13 protein-coding genes are annotated in these 17,060 nt (G+C 54.8%); 3 read left to right on the top strand and 10 right to left on the bottom strand.

The features are described 5' to 3' along the window. Window positions 1–44 precede the first annotated feature (44 nt). The 7 genes from V5S80_RS08450 to purD all read right to left on the bottom strand — a co-directional run bounded on the left by V5S80_RS08450 (window position 45) and on the right by purD (window position 10,552). A complete protein-coding gene (locus tag V5S80_RS08450; protein ID WP_395170329.1) occupies window positions 45–1,448 on the bottom strand; it encodes a cation:dicarboxylate symporter family transporter in 1,404 nt (467 codons plus the stop codon). Between the two features lie 189 nt (window positions 1,449–1,637). After that, a complete protein-coding gene (locus V5S80_RS08445) occupies window positions 1,638–3,896 on the bottom strand; it encodes a S9 family peptidase (protein WP_395170328.1) in 2,259 nt (752 codons plus the stop codon). Between the two features lie 65 nt (window positions 3,897–3,961). Next, window positions 3,962–4,855 carry a phosphoribosylaminoimidazolesuccinocarboxamide synthase gene (locus tag V5S80_RS08440; protein ID WP_395170327.1) on the bottom strand — a complete coding sequence of 298 codons (894 nt, stop codon included), beginning with the start codon at window positions 4,853–4,855 and terminating at the stop codon, window positions 3,962–3,964. An 85-nt stretch (window positions 4,856–4,940) separates the two neighbouring features. Then, window positions 4,941–6,311 carry an alpha/beta hydrolase gene (locus tag V5S80_RS08435; RefSeq protein WP_395170326.1) on the bottom strand — a complete coding sequence of 457 codons (1,371 nt, stop codon included), beginning with the start codon at window positions 6,309–6,311 and terminating at the stop codon, window positions 4,941–4,943. Window positions 6,312–6,412: 101 nt separating this feature from the next. Then, window positions 6,413–7,849, bottom strand: coding sequence for an adenylosuccinate lyase (gene purB, locus V5S80_RS08430; RefSeq protein ID WP_395170361.1), 1,437 nt, complete (start codon window positions 7,847–7,849; stop codon window positions 6,413–6,415). Between the two features lie 119 nt (window positions 7,850–7,968). Beyond that, complete coding sequence (locus V5S80_RS08425) at window positions 7,969–9,249, bottom strand: pyridoxal phosphate-dependent aminotransferase (RefSeq protein WP_395170325.1); 1,281 nt, start codon at window positions 9,247–9,249, stop codon at window positions 7,969–7,971. A 22-nt stretch (window positions 9,250–9,271) separates the two neighbouring features. Next, the gene (gene purD / locus V5S80_RS08420) at window positions 9,272–10,552 is read right to left on the bottom strand and encodes a phosphoribosylamine--glycine ligase (protein ID WP_395170324.1); all 1,281 of its coding nucleotides are present in this window, start codon (window positions 10,550–10,552) and stop codon (window positions 9,272–9,274) included. A gap of 71 nt (window positions 10,553–10,623) precedes the next feature. Here purD and V5S80_RS08415 point away from each other — a divergent pair, with 71 nt between their 5' ends. Both V5S80_RS08415 and V5S80_RS08410 read left to right on the top strand, forming a co-directional pair. Continuing rightward, window positions 10,624–11,052: an HIT family protein gene (locus V5S80_RS08415; protein ID WP_395170323.1), complete on the top strand. Its 429-nt coding sequence runs from the start codon at window positions 10,624–10,626 to the stop codon at window positions 11,050–11,052. Between the two features lie 133 nt (window positions 11,053–11,185). Continuing rightward, window positions 11,186–12,127 (top strand): esterase/lipase family protein, encoded by a 942-nt coding sequence (locus tag V5S80_RS08410; protein WP_395170322.1) that lies wholly within the window; start codon window positions 11,186–11,188, stop codon window positions 12,125–12,127. Here the strand turns inward: V5S80_RS08410 and V5S80_RS08405 are convergent. Together V5S80_RS08405 and V5S80_RS08400 are read right to left on the bottom strand one after the other, a co-directional pair. Continuing rightward, window positions 12,102–13,901 (bottom strand): sensor histidine kinase, encoded by a 1,800-nt coding sequence (locus tag V5S80_RS08405; RefSeq protein WP_395170321.1) that lies wholly within the window; start codon window positions 13,899–13,901, stop codon window positions 12,102–12,104. The genes V5S80_RS08410 and V5S80_RS08405 overlap by 26 nt on opposite strands. A 57-nt stretch (window positions 13,902–13,958) precedes the next feature. Beyond that, window positions 13,959–14,660, bottom strand: coding sequence for a response regulator transcription factor (locus V5S80_RS08400; protein ID WP_395170320.1), 702 nt, complete (start codon window positions 14,658–14,660; stop codon window positions 13,959–13,961). 158 nt (window positions 14,661–14,818) lie between these two features. Here V5S80_RS08400 and V5S80_RS08395 point away from each other — a divergent pair, with 158 nt between their 5' ends. After that, on the top strand, window positions 14,819–15,910 hold the full coding sequence (locus V5S80_RS08395; protein WP_395170319.1) for an AbrB family transcriptional regulator: 1,092 nt from the start codon (window positions 14,819–14,821) through the stop codon (window positions 15,908–15,910). A 341-nt stretch (window positions 15,911–16,251) separates the two neighbouring features. Here V5S80_RS08395 and V5S80_RS08390 read toward each other — a convergent pair whose 3' ends face one another. Beyond that, window positions 16,252–17,016, bottom strand: coding sequence for an ABC transporter permease (locus tag V5S80_RS08390; RefSeq protein WP_395170318.1), 765 nt, complete (start codon window positions 17,014–17,016; stop codon window positions 16,252–16,254). Between the last annotated feature and the right edge of the window lie 44 nt (window positions 17,017–17,060).

Here is a 17,060-nt window from a genome sequence, read left to right as displayed (position 1 = left end):
CAGCGCCCGTCCGACGAGCACCATGCCACGAGCACCCCCGCGCTTTAGCCGCCCTGATGTTTGTCCCCCGCCACCTGCGGCGTGGGCTGAGGCGTCGCTGCCGAATCCTTCGCTGCATGCACCTCAGACTCCATCTCCTCTGGGGCCGCTACGTACGGAATGTCTCCAGAAAGTACCGCGTTGACACGATCTTTATCCACCGTCTTGGTCCACACACCCACAACAAGCGTTGCCACCGAGTTACCAGCAAAATTTGTCAGCGCCCTAGCTTCTGACATGAAACGGTCGATACCAGCAATAATCCCGACACCATCCAAAAGTTCAGCACGGTGTGCCTGTAAACCACCGGCCAAGGTTGCCAGACCAGCACCCGACACACCCGCAGCACCCTTCGACGCAATCATCATGAACACCAAGAGCCCAATTTGTTCCCCCACGTTCAGCGGCTTGTGCATAGCATCAGAAATAAAAATCGACGCCATAGTCAAATAAATAGCCGTACCATCGAGGTTAAACGAATACCCCGTAGGAACCACAATGCCGACAGTGGACTTATCAACACCCACATGCTCCATTTTCCGGATCAGCGTCGGCAGCGCAGACTCCGACGACGACGTCGCAAAAATCAGCAGATATTCACGGGCCAAATACTTCACCAGTTTAAAAATGCTAAACCGAGTACACGCATAGAGCACCAACCCCAACACACCGAAAATGAAAATCACACACGTGACATAAAAGCAGAGCATCAACAAGACAAGCTGCTTGACCGCATCGAACCCAGTGGAGCCCACCACCCACGAAATAGCTCCAAATGCCCCAATAGGAGCTGTCCACAGAACCATCATCAAGACTTTAAAAACCAGCTTTTGCACCTGAGCAATTGCCCGTAGTAACGGCTCCCCCGCTGACCCCATCGACTGGATAGCAAAACCACACAAGAGAGCAATAAAAAGAGCTTGAAGGACAGAACCACTAATCACAGCCGAAAATAAAGTGTCTGGCACAACAGACATAATGAATCCACTCAACCCATGTGCAGATTCTTTACCACTCTGAATAAACGACATCCCCGATCCGGCCTTCGGCATGGCCAGATCCGACCCCGGCTTCACAAGGTTGCCAACAACAAGCCCAATAGCCAGAGCAAACGTTGACATCACGATGAAGTACATCAACGAAATCACACCAGCACGCCCCACCGATGCAGCTGCCCGCACAGAACCAATGCCCAACACAATCGTGCAGAAAATGACAGGCGAAATCATCATTTTGATCAACGCGACAAAGAGTTTGCCCAGTAACTCAAATTTGACCGCCACATCCGGTGCAACCAACCCGAGAATGATGCCAGCAAAAACAGCAACAATGACAGAGATGTAAAGCCAATGCGACTTATCTTTTTTCTCGTTCTTGGATCCCACGATCCGAACTGCCGAAGAGCTCATGGGGTGAGATGCTACACTCGAACATCCCTGCACAGATAACAATTATCGAAACACATCACCCCCGAGACGAAACAGCCACAAGACGGTACTCCTCAGAGGAGACCTGGCATATACGACGGGCATGAGCATCGAACTCACACGCCGCCTCACAGGTCTTCTCACGCCCCCTTCGCGAGCCCAGCCGACACCTCACTCATCAACCGCACCAGAACGCTGAACCAGCCACGCATACTCAAACGCTGTTTGTTTCCATTGCTCATAGCGACCAGACACACCCCCATGGCCCGCGGTCATCTCAGTTTTCAGACACACGTCAACATTCGGCACCGTCGCCCGAAGCTTAGCGACCCACTTCGCAGGCTCCACATACAAAACACGAGTGTCATTCAAACTGGTTAAAGCAAGAATCGGCGGATACGTATTCTCAGCAGAAACATTGTCATACGGCGCATACGACGCCATGTACTCATATACCTCAGGATCATGAAGCGGATCACCCCACTCATCCCACTCAATCACCGTCAATGGAAGCTCCGGCATCAAAATCGACGTCAGGGGATCCACGAAAGGAACCACCGCCTCAATTCCTGAGAACCGGTCCCCTGCCATGTTGGCAACAGCTCCCATCAGCAAGCCACCCGCAGACCCGCCAAGCGCCACCATATGGTTACTATCAGTGATCCCCCGCCCAATCAGATCATCAGCAACGTCAATGAAGTCGTTGAACGTGTTTTTCTTCGTCAGCATCTTGCCATCGTCGTACCACGACCGCCCCATCTCGCCACCACCACGGACATGTGCGATAGCGAACACAATTCCACGATCAAGCAACGATAACCTGGCTATCGAGAACGATGGATCCATCGATGCCTCATAGGAGCCATACCCATAAAGAATCGTCGGGTGGGGGCCGCCAGCCGGAAGACTATCGGCCACACCATCCTCCGATGAATGGTCGATATCCGCCCGATAGATCAACGATACCGGCACACGCACACCATCTTGCGCTGTCGTCCACATCCGACGCGCAACATACTCGGAGGGGTCATACCCCCCCTGGACAATCCGCTGCTTACGGACCACCCGTTCACCGGTGGATAGGTCATAATCAAACACCAAGCTAGGAGTCACAAAAGACTCAAAGCCCATGCGGATATAGGGAGCCTCCCACTCTGGATTTCCACCCGTCCCCGCGCTATACAAGTCCTCATCAAACTCAATGGGACAGAAATCTCCGACGCTACCATCAATAAAAGAGAACAGCCCCAACTTATTCATAGCGTTTTCGCGATAACCAACAACCATATGCTCAGCGAAAACATCCACGCCTTCAATCCGACGACCCGCCTTGTGAGCAAGCACAACATCAAGGTCATCCAAACTAGACAATGGCCCAGCCGCAGCCATCCCCAACTCGAAATCGACACCATGGGCATTGTGAACAATGACCCAGCGGTCCTCCCCATCAATCACGGCATGATCAACGTCGTACTGCACACCAGTTTGTCGCGGAAGGATACACTGCAACTCACCTGTCACACGCTCTGGATCAAGATTGTTGGACGCATCATCTCCAGGGGCTCCGACCTCTAGGAACCACACTTCCGACGTCACTTTCGAGCCGACCTCAATCATGACGTACTTCTCTGAACGCGTGGTACCACACCCAACCCAAAAGCGCTCGTCGTCCTCACGGAATACGCAGACATCCTCATCCGCCGACGTCCCTACACGGTGGCGCCATACCTCGTTCGGGCGCCAGGAGTCATCCACACGCTCGTAAAACAACCAATCGGACCCCACCCAGGTCGCCCCATAACCGATGCCGTTGATCTCATCCTCAAGGATTTCACCCGTACGCAAATCCTTAATACGCAGATCAAACCGCTCATCACCGGTCGTATCAGTCGAAAATGCCAGAAAATTCCCATCACCTGAGACACTCGAGGCGCCCAACGAGAAGAACTCCGTCCCCTCCGCGAGGACATTTGAATCCAAAATAATCTGCTCATTCTCGGGAGCGGATTGCGCATCAATCGTTGGTGGCGTCCAGTCCTTCGCCGTATCACCAGTCATTGTCACAGGAATACGACACGAAACCCCATAACTCTTTCCTTCACGACTACGGCCGTAGTACCACCATCCTCCTAAGCGAACCGGCACCGACAAATCCGTCTCCTGCGTGCGGCCCTTGATCTCCTGGAAAATCGCGTCACGCAGCGGGTCGAGACCACGCGTGCGTGCCTCTGTGTACTCATTTTCCGCCCGGAGATAGGCTAACGTTTCCGGGCTGTCTTTGTCCCGTAGCCATTCGTAATTGTCGACAACATCATGCCCATGATGCGACCGGGTCGTCGGGCGCACATGAGCCACCGGCGGCTGAGGATACTCGTTGTCGTTGAGATACTCGGAAGTGTTAATCGTGTGATCAACGTCAGTGTGAGACATAGCCACTACCCTACTGGGAAGGCAGGCATGCCCACGCGGAGGACTCGATACTCGCAATCAGTCCACTATGCAGACGGGCCAATCCAGTCAGAGAACTTTAGGCCAGAGACACGCTCATACGCTTCCACATACTTGTCACGCGTAGCCTCCACAATAGATCCCGGCAACGCCGGTGGTTGTACCCCCGACTCACGCGACCACCCTGACTTCGGCCCGACCAACCAGTTACGCAAATACTGCTTATCGAAGCTCGGCTGACGATGCCCCTCCCTGTAGCCGTCCTTCGGCCAGTACCTCGAGGAATCAGGCGTCAAGACCTCATCAGCCAATGTCACATTGCCCTCATCGTCCACACCGAATTCAAACTTGGTGTCGGCCAAAATCAAACCGCCCTCGTCGGCAATCGCTGCTGCCTGAGAATACAAAGACAGGGTTGCCTCACGAATCGCTTCCGCTCGACGGTCACCCAGATGGTCAAGAACATAGTTGAAATCAACGTTCTCATCATGGCTACCGAACTCCGCCTTCGTCGCCGGAGTGAAAATCGGCTCCGGCAGCTTCGACCCCTCCACTAAACCATCTGGAAGTTCGATGCCACACACACGGCCAGTCTCGTTGTATTCCTTAAGCCCTGAACCGGTCAGATAACCACGCGCGACGCACTCAAACGGAATCATCTTGAGCTTCGTGCACACCAACGCGCGACCCAAGGACTCCTCCGGAATCCGCTCATCATCAACCGGCCCCACCAAATGATTAGGCATATCAAGCTGCTCAAAAAAGAACGTGCTCATCGCCGTGAGAATTCGACCTTTATCAGGGATATGAGTATCCAGAATATAGTCAAACGCGGACACGCGATCCGAGGCGACCATCAACAAGGTGTCGTCATCGATCTCATAATTCTCGCGGACCTTGCCTGCAGAAAGGTGCTCATATGAAGAGAGTTCTGGGCGCATGGCCCGGTATGTTACTCCCCTGAACTCAAAAACCCGATTTATAGCCCTACTCGGAACAATGAGACCGTCACAACTACTACGGCGACTACCCAATCAATTTCATCTCACGAGCAACCCGAGGAAGAACGAACACCAACGACCTCCGCCACGCACCGAAATCATGCGCACCTGGAACCTCATGGAACGATGACTCGATCCCAGACTTCCGCGCCAAACGATTCATATACCTCAAATCACGGCCAGACGATGTGTCCGCTTCACCAGAGATAAACAAGCCCTTGATACCCGAAAATCTCCGCCTGTTCAGGATATCCTCCGGATTAACGCGCTGATAAGCCTGCAGATTTCCACCGAAGTACGTATCGGCATTCGCCTGAGCCGTCAGCGCTCCTGGCGTACGAGCCCCCGAAAAATCGAGAAAGTACCGATACGGCCTCGGATTATTCACCACTGCCTGAAAAGCACAGGTACCGCCATAGCTCAACCCGCCGATCGCCCACTGCTGTGGATCACGCGACACCTGGAAATAACGTTGTATTTGTTGCGGAACATCGGTATCCATGTACGTCTGCACTTTGTTCTTATCTGTATCAAAACAGCCTAAATCCTGAACACCATTGCCCGTCGTATTAATAGCGACAATCACCGGCGCCAAACCACGATGAGCCCGCTCAAAATTGTGAAGAGCCTCCCCAGCATTGCCCAAGTCAAACCATTGTGATGCTGTCCCCGGTAGACCATTCATCAAAACGATGACTGGCAGCAAGGGACGAGGATTAGCGAAATACGCCGGCGGCAAATAGACCTGGGCTGTGGTTGTCTGAAAATGCGACACGGGCGTTGGAATCATGAAAGGAACAAGGACACCGGTGTTCCGCATCATTGCTCCTCGCCACACATGGGCAATGGTGCCCCCATGGGGTGGGATAAGTGGCGTCGCATGCCCCTGAACGTCCTTGTATTGTGCTGTTGTGTAGGAATCCGGCCCCACCAAGGAGTTCACTGAGGGATACAGTGCAAAACTATTATTGACAACGTTGATGCAGGCAATAGAGCCAAAAACCACGGCAACACATGCCCCTATGGCTTGTACCCACGTATCTTTACGGCCCCATCGACCACCGGTCTCCTGGTCGCCTCGCCCCACAATGCGCCCTCCACTCACGAGGGACATCACGGTACACCCCACTATGAGAACAAAAGCCCACCCTGCGACGTAAATACCCGCGGGGGTTGCTCCCCCAAACGGCTTCCACACCTTTTCCAACAGTGCCCACACCGCCGCAACCACACCGGTGACCGCACTGACGATCGCACATGCTATACGCACAGCACCGCTGACACTCCGGACGCGAGCCGTCGAGATAAAGAAGAAGCCTATCACCAGAATGATGACAAGAGCATTAATTATCGACGGCGTCCATCCCACAAGGAGAACATCTCCAAGAATATGCACCTGCCCATCATACGGTGCTGCACTTCACCTAGGCACTATCGTTAGGTCGACAATAACGGTCACGCCATCACGACCTTCCAACCACTAGGCCGACCCGAGGATTACACAATGTCGCCCGGCGCGTACACCGACGCCTCGGGGTGTTCAGCAACAATCTCGTCGACTCGGGCCACAACTCGATCAATCTGTGAGCCCGCCGCACCAATAAATACTCGCCGGTCTGCGAGTGCAGCATCGAGTTGCTCACGTCCCAGTGGCAGGCGGTCATCAGCAGCGAGACGCTCAATGAGGTTTTGTTCCGCACCCTTCTCACGCATGTCAAGTGCCGTCGCCACGGCGTTTTCCTTGATAATCTCATGGGCTTCTTCACGCCCCACCCCAGCGCGGATGGCGGCCATGAGAACTCGTGTTGTTGCCAGGAATGGGAGGTATCGTTCGAGCTCTTTGTCAATCATGGCGGGGAAGGCGCCGAATTCCTTCAGCACCGTCAGGAGGGTTTCCACCATGCCATCGATGGCAAAGAATGCATCGGGGAGAGCCACACGACGCACCACCGAGCAGAAAACATCGCCCTCATTCCACTGTTGGCCAGCGAGATCCGCGGTCATCGTCTGGTAGCCGCGAAGAATGATCTGGAGTCCACCGATACGTTCGCATGAGCGAGCGTTCATCTTGTGTGGCATCGCGGACGAACCGACCTGGCCCTCTTTAAATCCCTCGGTGACCAGTTCGTTTCCGGCCATGAGGCGGATCGTCATGGCCAGTGATGATGGCCCCGCACCCAACTGCACCAGGGTGGACAAGACATCGTAGTCAAGGCTGCGAGGATACACCTGACCAACTGAATCAAAGCATCGCGACATGCCCAGATACTCGGCTACGGCCTTTTCCAGTCGGTCAAGCTTGTCTTCGTCCCCCCCGACGAGGTCGAGCATGTCTTGCGACGTGCCCATCGGTCCCTTAATTCCGCGAAGGGGATAGCGTGACATGAGGTTGTCCAGGCGCTCATAGGCGACAAGAATCTCATCGGCCGCAGAGGCGAAGCGTTTCCCCAGTGTAGTGGCCTGAGCAGCGACATTATGCGACCGACCCGCCATGACCTGATCACGGTAGCGGACAGCCCACTCACTGACCATGCGAAGGACGGCGACCATCCGGTCCCGCACATGTTCCAGGGACCGGTAGATCTGGAGCTGCTCAACGTTTTCGGTGAGATCACGACTGGTCATCCCTTTATGGATATGTTCGTATCCTGCGAGGGAATTAAATTCTTCGATCCGAGCTTTCACATCATGCCTGGTCACACGCTCGCGAGCTGCAATAGAATCCAGATCGATCGTGTCGACGACAGCTTCGTAGGCCTCGATCGCTCGATCAGGAACCTCAACGCCTAATTCTCGCTGAGCACGAAGGACGGCAATCCAGAGTCGACGCTCCATGATGATTTTGTGCTGCGGACTCCACAGGTTTACCAGCTCAGGCGAGGCATACCGGTGCGCTAAAACATTCGGTATGCCTGCTTTTAGAGGCGTGTTCACCTTCTGCACAGAATCGGACGATGCGTTCTCAGTCTTGTTCTCAGCCACAGCGCTAGTGTAGCGGTCTCACCACCACCCGCGCCCATCATGTCTGAGCAATTCTGCCTCGAAACGTGTCGCTACCGATGCCGCTGCTCAAGGAATGGCTTCATGCGTTGACATGCCTCCCGCATCTCCTCCGGAGTGCCTGCGTAGCTTACACGCACGTATTTCTTCCCCAGTGCTTTGTCGGCGCTGCCATCAAAGTCAGTGCCTGGAGATACAGACACACCCGTGGCGTCGAGAAGCTCCCGAGCAAATGCCACAGAATCATCGGTGTAGTCCGACACATCAACCCAGAAGTAGAACGCACCGTCCGATGGGGCGAAACGAGGAAGACCAATCTTAGGCAACTCCTCGTTGAGGATATCGCGGTTTTCCCTGTAGCGTTCGACGTGCCCACGGAGTTCAGCTAATGCGTCGTCATCAAACACGCGTGTCGCCGCAACTTGGGATAACGCTGGGGCGCAGAGCGAAATGTTTCCAAGGATGTTCTCAATCGTCTCCCGCAATGTTGGATCGTCGGGAATGATAAGCCATCCCAGACGCCACCCCGTCATGGAGAAGTATTTCGACGTTGATCCAATGACAACAGAGCGGTCAGAAATCGACCGCGCAGTAACGGTGGGGCGACCGAAGCTGATCCCGTGGTAAATCTCATCGGAGACCAACACCGTCTTGGTGTCATCACACCACTGGGCGATCGCACGTAATTCGTCGGGATCAATGATGGACCCCGTCGGATTGTTTGGTGAAGTAATCAACACCATATCCGGCTTATTGCCCGCACGCTCAAGCTCCTCAAGGTGCTGGCGCGTCATATGGAAACGAGTCTCTGCCGTTGTGGGGATATCAATGAACGAATTTCCCAAAGCCTGAAGCACGTTTCGGTACGCGGCATATCCAGGGCTAGACACAGCAACAGTCCCACCAAAAGGCAAGCACGCAGCAAAAATAGCCACGAACGCGCCAGACGATCCCGTCGTCACGATGACATTATCTGCCGTCGTGTTCACCCCGTAGGTCTCCGCATGCCACCGGGCAATACGCTCACGCAGCGGCTGAATACCTAATGCCTCGGTATAGCCCAACTTGTCGTTATCAATTGCATCAATGGCGACATCCCGAACGACACGTGGCGCAGGAGACGATGGCTGGCCAATACACAACGGAATCGTATCGTGCTTTTCTGCCTCTCGCTGCGCAGTCAGCGCCACCATTTCCATCGTATAAAAAGGATCAGCGTGCCCGCGTTGAATAGCTAAACCGTAATCTTTTCCAGAGCTATACGAACCCGAATGATGGTCACTCGAATAGTTCATCCCTGAGCAGTCACTTGAACCCGAATTGTCACGTTCCACAGTTACTCTGTACTCCTCCACCTCAGTATGAGATCCCGATACGGCCATCGACGGCTTTTTGAGCAATATCACGACGATAATGACCGCCAGGCAACGATATACCCTCCAATGTTCGGTACACCTGCGTCCGAGCGTCCTCCAGATCACAGCCCCGCCCGACAACACTGAGAACCCGGCCCCCTGATGACACCAAACGATCCCCCAGCCTGGCGACACCAGCATGGCGAACACCATTCTTCTCCGAACCAGGTTCTGCTCCAGAGATCGGATCACCCTTCCGCGGGCCAGCTGGGTACCCTTGCGCCGCTAACACCACCGTCACAGCATACCCATCTTTCCAGGTCAACGGTGGTAGATCAGCCAGGTGGCCTGTCGCTACTGCGTTCAATACACCCGCCAGCGGGGTGTCCAAGAGCTCCAGCACCGCCTGAGTCTCCGGGTCGCCGAAACGACAATTAAATTCGACTACCGCCGGGCCGTCCTCCCCCCATGCCAGACCGGCGTACAACAAACCAGTAAAAGGACAGCCACGCGTCACCATTTCCGATGCCACCGGCTGCACAACCTCATCAACAATCTGCTTCACCGCCCCCACTGACAGCCATGGCAGCGGCGCATACGCGCCCATCCCTCCCGTGTTCGGCCCCGTATCCCCCTCGCCTACCCGCTTGTGGTCCTGTGCAGGCAACAGCGGCACAACTGTATCGCCATCAACCAGGCAGAACAGGGAAATCTCTGGCCCGTCAAGGAACGACTCCACTAACACCGGGTGACCAGATTCCAACACCGCAACCGCATGGTTTCGCGCCTCGTGGCGATTCTGTGTCACCACGACACCCTTGCCCCCGGCAAGCCCATCATCCTTGACGACAAACGTCGGACCGAAACCATCCAATACCCCGTCAATATCGGCAGATCCCGCGCCCGGCTGGACAGACTCCGCCCGCGCCGTACGGACACCGGCAGCCTTCATGACATCTTTGGCGAAGGCCTTTGACCCCTCAATCTGGGCAGCCTGCTCACTTGGGCCAAACACCGCGAAACCAGCATCGCGGAGAGAATCAGCAACACCAGCAACCAACGGTGCCTCTGGGCCAATGACCACCAAGTCCGCAGACAACGATGCCGCCAGATCCACGACCTGAGCAGCGTCGTTACCATCCGTATCTGGGTGCACATCAGCAATCGCTGTCATACCAGGGTTGCCTGGGGCAACGTGGAGGCCAGTCACCTGAGGGTCTTTGGATAACGAATAGAGAAGAGCGTGCTCACGAGAACCATTACCCAGGACAAGTATCTGCATGCCTATCACTCTAAGGCACTGACCCGCATACCACGTTTTTTCACTGTCCCGACGATGGCTACGCTGGATATATGGCTACCGTATTCACAAAAATCATCAACGGGGAGATTCCCGGCCGATTCGTCTACAGAGACGACACCGTGGCCGCATTCCTCACCATCGAACCCATCGCCTACGGGCATACGTTGGTCGTCCCCGTCAAGGAAGTTGACCGCTGGACCGACCTGAGCGCCGACGAGTGGACGCGCGTCACCACTGTCGCCCAGCATATCGGGCGCGCAATCACGGCGGCTTATGACGCACCCCGGGCAGGAATGCTCATTGCCGGGTTTGAGGTTCCTCACGCCCACGTGCATGTCTTCCCTGCCTTCGATATGTCCGGCTACAGTTTGCAGAACATCATGCGCGCCGACGACACCGACGCCGATGCTATGGATGCGGCTGCGGCAAAAATCCGCGCCGAACTCACGAAAGCTGGCATTGACACGGGTGTGGCATAACCTCTGGTAGGTGACCAACCGCGTACGACGAGCACAGCAGTGCGTCCATTGATGGTCGCGACATCCGTCCCACAGGCGCGTGTTCGTCGGGCGTGGAGCCGGAAACATGGCAGGCGAGAAGAGAAGGTAATCGGTGACACTGAAGTTGCTCGGGGCATCCACTCGGGTGCGCGAAAAGCTGACCTGGAGAGCTCTGCGGAGCAAGGTATCATTTTTGCTCTCCCGGCGAACCCGGTGGGAGGGTGCGGCAGACCCACGTCAGAGCGATAACGCTCGAGATACCCGTCGCCGCTTTGCCCGTCTGCCTTTTATGGCACGGATTCCCGACATGGGGCGCCTACCTGTCGAGGACTTTAGCCTGCTTCGGGAGGATGACAAGCCTCCTGTTCTCTGCGTCCACGGGATGATAGGTGCAAAAGGAAACTGGGAGGTCCTTGCTCCTCATATCACTGACCGCCGCGTGTTCTGCGTTGACTACGGTGACGCAGGTACCGCCCCCGTGGACAGAAGTACCGATGACCTCGCTGCACAGATTATTGATCTCAGTCGACGCATTAATGCCCGTGAGCTCATTCTTCTCGGACACTCTCGTGGTGGCATTATTTCCCTCTTGGCCGCCTCGCGGCCGGATGTTCAAAGCGTGGTCACGATTCGGCGCGTTATTGGCTTAGGCGCTCACTTTTCGGGAATTCCGCGGTGGAGACTCTTGCCAGCAGCCGCGTCGTCGCAGCGTCCGAGCGAGTTTTTCTTTTCAACCATGCGTCGAATCGCCTATTGGGCGGTGGGGGCGTCCTCCACTGACCAATTCACCGACTCGCCGACCTTAGTCCAAGCACTCGACCAGGTGGATCGGTCAATAGAAGTTATTTCTATCGCCAGCAGCACCGACTATGTTGTGCGCCCCTCCTCCGCATTCGAGGTACCCACTGACCACGTGCATGCCGTCCTTATGCAGGACTATTTTCCAGGCGCGAAAATATTGCACAACTTGTTGCCACGGGACGCGCGTGCAATCGCAATGGTGAAAGCAGCGTTGGCGCGACCTTTCATTACTCGTGAGGAAGAAGTACGGTAAACGTAGTTCCTTCGTCAACAATGCTCTGGACCGTGACATATCCTCCATGCTGTTCGACTAAGCCTTGAACGATCGAGAGGCCGAGGCCGGAGCCACCACCTTGATGTCGTGATCGCGACGAGTCGGCACGATAGAACCGTTCGAAGATGTGCTCGCTGTCTTCCGGTGGAATTCCAACACCATTGTCGGAGACCCGAATACGTACCGCTTTCGTCGGCTCTCGGTCGTCCGGATTGTTCGCTGGTGTTTCTTTGTTCTGGATGTGCGGGGGCGACCCTGTCATGGTGTCATCGAGAGTGGCGTCATCAAGCGTGATGCTCACGGAGGCATCAGGGCCAGCATGTTTCAGGGCGTTCGTCGTTAAATTAGTGAGAACTTGGTGGAGACGAGCACTGTCTCCCGTGACAATAGGCGGTTCCACACAATCATTACTCATAGAGATGACGCGGTCCGGGTAATTCACTTTCATGTTCTGAATAACGCTAATGGCGAGGCTAAGGATATCGACGCTTTTGTGCTCCAATGGGCGCGAATTGTCCATTCTCGCCAAGTCTAAAAGATCTTGGACGAGGACACTCATTCGTTGTGCCTCTGCTGAAATATTGTCCAACACAAGCGTGAGATCCTTGGTTTGCCCGGTGCGGTAGAGCTCGGCGTATCCGCTCACCGATGTCAGTGGAGTTCGCAGTTCGTGGGATGCGTCGGCGATGAAACGACGCATGGTGTGCTCTGCTTCACGTGCCTGAGTTTCCGCTGTGCGAGCAACGCGCGCGTTTTCCTGGGCTTCCGCTTCGCTTCGTTCCACGGCATCGAATGATTGCTCAATCTGCGCCAACATCTTGTTCAGTGATCTCGACAGGGCCCCCACCTCTGTGTCTGGTGACCACTCCGGTAAACGTTGAGAGAGGTCACCATCAGCAATTTTTCCAGCAACTCGCTCCACGTGGGTCAGCGGCCGTAACGATCGCCGCACAACATACCACGTCAGGACAAGGAGTACGGCGAGCACCAGCATGCCCAAGCCTATTTCGAGAAGTACGAGACGAGAAATTGTTCGTTCGTTGTCTTCCAGAGATACGGCGACTACAACAAGGTCTCCATCGTGGCTTCTCAGGGCCATAGCGCGCCAGTGTGCAAGTGAATTCGAACCTCGCGCAGCCCCTACCGTTATTGGGCCAGTCTCTTGGGTGACCGAGTCCAAATTCGGGTACGACTCGAACCCGTAGTCGTATGACACGACAGAACCACCTGGGTGTGTCACTTGCACGAAATATTGGCTGGGTAGTCGCGGGTTGTCACTGTAGGAACTTTGAACTGGTAGGCGACCTTGCTCGATAAACGGTGAATGCGCGGTGGATTGGAGTGATGCGTCGATTCGTGACTGCATGAATTCATTCAACGTTGAGGTCACGGCGAGGCCAGTAAAAAACATTCCCCCCGTGGAAATCACCATCACGATAATGATGAGTGAGGTATGGAGAGGTAGCCGGGAGAGGCGTCCTTTGGTCGTCCCCGTGTGTTGTTTACGCTCCCACTCTTGTCGACGCTTCTCACCACAATGTCGAGTGCATGGTGTTCGCCATCCTGGCCGGGCTGCCGGTACATGTGTCTTCTGGCCGAGTGCGTCACCATGAGATACCGAGTCGGCCGCAGTGACCGGGCGTTCCTCCGGAGTCATGCCATCGAGCTGGCCTGGATCGGAAGAATGAGTATCAGAAGGTTGGTGGGTATCAACGTCGTTCGGCTCGGCACTTTTTTTCAGATGATTCTGCATGAGTTGAAACCGAGAGTATCGTGAAATAACAGTGTCCCCTTACCCTGATGGTGGACCTTACCGTGGGGTACGGAGAACGTAACCCACGCCCCTCACCGTCTGGATCAAATGTGGTTCCTCTTTGTCCACTTTGCGTCGCAAATATGAGACATAGGATTCAACAACGTTTCCGTCGCCACCAAAGTCGTAGTTCCACACGTGGTCTAGAATTTTAGCTTTACTCAGTACGACTTCTGCATTCACCATAAGGTAGCGAAGTAATTTGAATTCTGTTGGGGACAAATCAATGTATTCGCCAGCTTTCGTCACTTCGTGCGAATTATCGTCCAACGTTAAGTCGGCATAGGTGATGCGTTCATCCGCGTCAGCCTCGGGCGGAGTGACACGCCGAAGAATCACTTTCAGCCGGGTGACGACTTCTTCAAGACTAAATGGTTTGGTGACGTAGTCATCAGCGCCGATGGTTAAGCCGTGAATTCGATCGTCCACGGCATCTTTGGCAGTCAAGAACAGGACGGGTGCATCATGTCCGTCGGCGCGGAGTTTGCTGAGGAGGGTGAAGCCGTCCATCCGGGGCATCATGACGTCGAGGATAAAGGCATCTGGGTGGAAAGACCGCGCAATATCTAAGGCTTCTCCGCCGTCGCTTGCCGTCGCAACCTCGAACCCCTGAAACTTCAGCGATACTTTGAGAAGCTCTACAATGTTTGCTTCATCGTCAACAACAAGAACACGCGTAGGGGCATCAGCAGAACTCATAACTCCAGTGTGCACGATTGCCCGCATTTTGTCTTCACACGCTGCATGTGAAGTTGCTGAGCACTTTCATCACGTTCCCTGTACATCACAATCATGCACCCTGCGATCAGAACAGACAGACTAAACTTCGTAATACAAACAGGGAGGCGGTGCATCAGGTGGCACACCATCATTCCAACGCCACAACACGACGGACACGGCTCGGCTGGACGCTCACGCTCATCACTACCGCCGCCACCATCACACTCTTTCGACGAGCAGCACTACCTTCCCCCATCATGCTGGGATCAATGATCGGAGCACTCTGCGGCGCCATCCTTGCACAAACCCGCATCCGCCCACCACGCTTCACCATCGGACCATCGCAAGGCATCGTTGCCCTCATGGCAGCTGGACCGCTCGTGACAACCCCACTACACCAACTAGCCTCCTACGCGCTCCCCACCACACTCGCCATCGGCATCACCTTGCTCCTCTGCGCCGCATGTGCATGGATTATCACACAAACATCGTCGGTCGACTCATCCACCGCGGTCATGTCAACGCTCGCCGGCGGGGCGTCAGCAATGGCAGTTCTCTCCGAAGAACTTGGCGCTGACTTTCGCTACGTCACCGTGGTTCAATACCTCCGAGTGATGATCGTGTCCTTTTCCCTCCCCTTTCTTCTTCCACTACTCATTGGGGAACACGTGAACGCAGGAACACAGCCACTCGTCGACCTCTCCCCCCATTCGGCGATCAATTGGCTGGTCGTCATCGCAGTAATCACCATCCCTGGCTGGCTCGCCAGCTTCACTACACTACCTGCGCCCCGGCTACTCGCCCCCCTCGCAGTCGCCATCCTCATTGGTGAATGGCAACCCGCCCTGGTCGCCAACCCAGGTATTGTTGAAACCGCCGCATTTCTCATTATTGGTTGGCAAGCAGGAGGAGCATGTGACCGTCAATCCCTTGTCACCAATGCTCGACGACTTCCCATCGCCTTCTTCTGCATCGTGGTGCTCATGGCCGGATGTGGGATCTTGGCGGGAATTCTCACCGCACTACACTTCGGAACATTCACTGACACATACTTAGCGACAACCCCCGGTGGCCTCTACATCGTCCTAGCCATTGCCAACGACCAAGAATCAGGCCCCATCGTCACCGTCATGCAAGTGACCAGAATGGTCGTCATGGTGATCGTCACAGCATTCGTTCCACGACTCATCCGAGCACAACAACATCACAAAGACAGTGCACAGTACTAACCCCCACGTCAGCACCCTGGGCCGACACGGATATAAAACAATACTCGACATTAGGCATACCGGTGTGCCACCTGAAGAGTCGACGGCACAAAGCTGGCCCCAAAATAATACACGTAGCTCAGCAGCATACTGAGCTGATGGAGTGGAATACGCACACAGATAGACTCAAGTGCTCGACTACCCTCACGACTCGGACACCTCCGGATACCTCTGCTTCCCGCAACCAATTCAGCCCAGCACCTTCCCACTGCGCAGTCCTGCCACTCGTATTTTTCGTGGAAGTATCGCCAGTATTCCCAGTCGTATCCCCGCCGTAGACATTCCCACCAGCGATAAGATAGCTACGAGTTTTCTTTACGGAATGTGCGCGTTCCCCACCAAATACCAGCAAAGAAGAGGACCAGCGACCAGAGAATTCCCCATGTCACCGTCGACGTATCTGGGTTGTCCCCAAACATAGCGCGGACGGCATCAACGATATATCGAGTAGGCATGAATGCCGAGAGCCGTTCAAGCCACGACGGCGCCAACGTCATCGGAAGAATAATTCCGGATAACAACATGATAGGCATAATGAGCATATTGGTCAGCGGTGCCATGACATCTTCAGACTTACTGGTCAGTGCCACAGCGTTCGATGCTGCAGCTGATGCCGCACCAGCGAACAACGTGATGATCACGCCCAGAATGGCTCCCCCAAGAGGAGCTTTCATCCCCATCGCATACCCCAAGACGACAAGGAGAATCGACTGAACTCCCAGCTGAGTGACATCACGCATCAAACGCCCACACAGGAGAGCAGTCCTACTGGCTGGTGTGACGCGTTCAGCTTCAATAACACCATCCCGCCATTCGGCAATAACACCAAAGCCGACGAACATTGCCCCCACAACCGTCAGCTGTACCAACAATCCAGGGACAAAAAAGGTATATGCGTTAGTCGCCCCGAATTGTGCGGTTAACGGCTTCAGCAACGGGCCAAAAAACACCAGATACATCACCGGCTGCAACAAGCCAATAATGATCCACGTAGGATTTCGCAGATTCATACGCAACTGCCTGCGATAAACAATGAAACTCTCACGGAAAAAAGTAGATATACTCATCAACTATCCTCATGCATTTCTTATGTATTTATTCCAATGAACAT

The sequence above is a fragment of the Corynebacterium sp. PCR 32 genome, assembly GCF_037464985.1.
Classification (GTDB): Bacteria; Actinomycetota; Actinomycetes; order Mycobacteriales; family Mycobacteriaceae; genus Corynebacterium; species Corynebacterium kroppenstedtii_D.
This window is presented reverse-complemented; position numbering and strand designations above follow the sequence as displayed.

Coding starts and splice junctions, on each gene's coding strand:
- V5S80_RS08450 (WP_395170329.1), bottom strand. CDS start 1,448: ATGAGCTCTTCGGCAGTTCGGATCGTGGGATCCAAGAACGAGAAAAAA.
- V5S80_RS08445 (WP_395170328.1), bottom strand. CDS start 3,896: ATGTCTCACACTGACGTTGATCACACGATTAACACTTCCGAGTATCTC.
- V5S80_RS08440 (WP_395170327.1), bottom strand. CDS start 4,855: ATGCGCCCAGAACTCTCTTCATATGAGCACCTTTCTGCAGGCAAGGTC.
- purD (WP_395170324.1), bottom strand. CDS start 10,552: ATGCAGATACTTGTCCTGGGTAATGGTTCTCGTGAGCACGCTCTTCTC.
- V5S80_RS08415 (WP_395170323.1), top strand. CDS start 10,624: ATGGCTACCGTATTCACAAAAATCATCAACGGGGAGATTCCCGGCCGA.
- V5S80_RS08405 (WP_395170321.1), bottom strand. CDS start 13,901: ATGCAGAATCATCTGAAAAAAAGTGCCGAGCCGAACGACGTTGATACC.
- V5S80_RS08400 (WP_395170320.1), bottom strand. CDS start 14,660: ATGAGTTCTGCTGATGCCCCTACGCGTGTTCTTGTTGTTGACGATGAA.
- V5S80_RS08390 (WP_395170318.1), bottom strand. CDS start 17,016: ATGAGTATATCTACTTTTTTCCGTGAGAGTTTCATTGTTTATCGCAGG.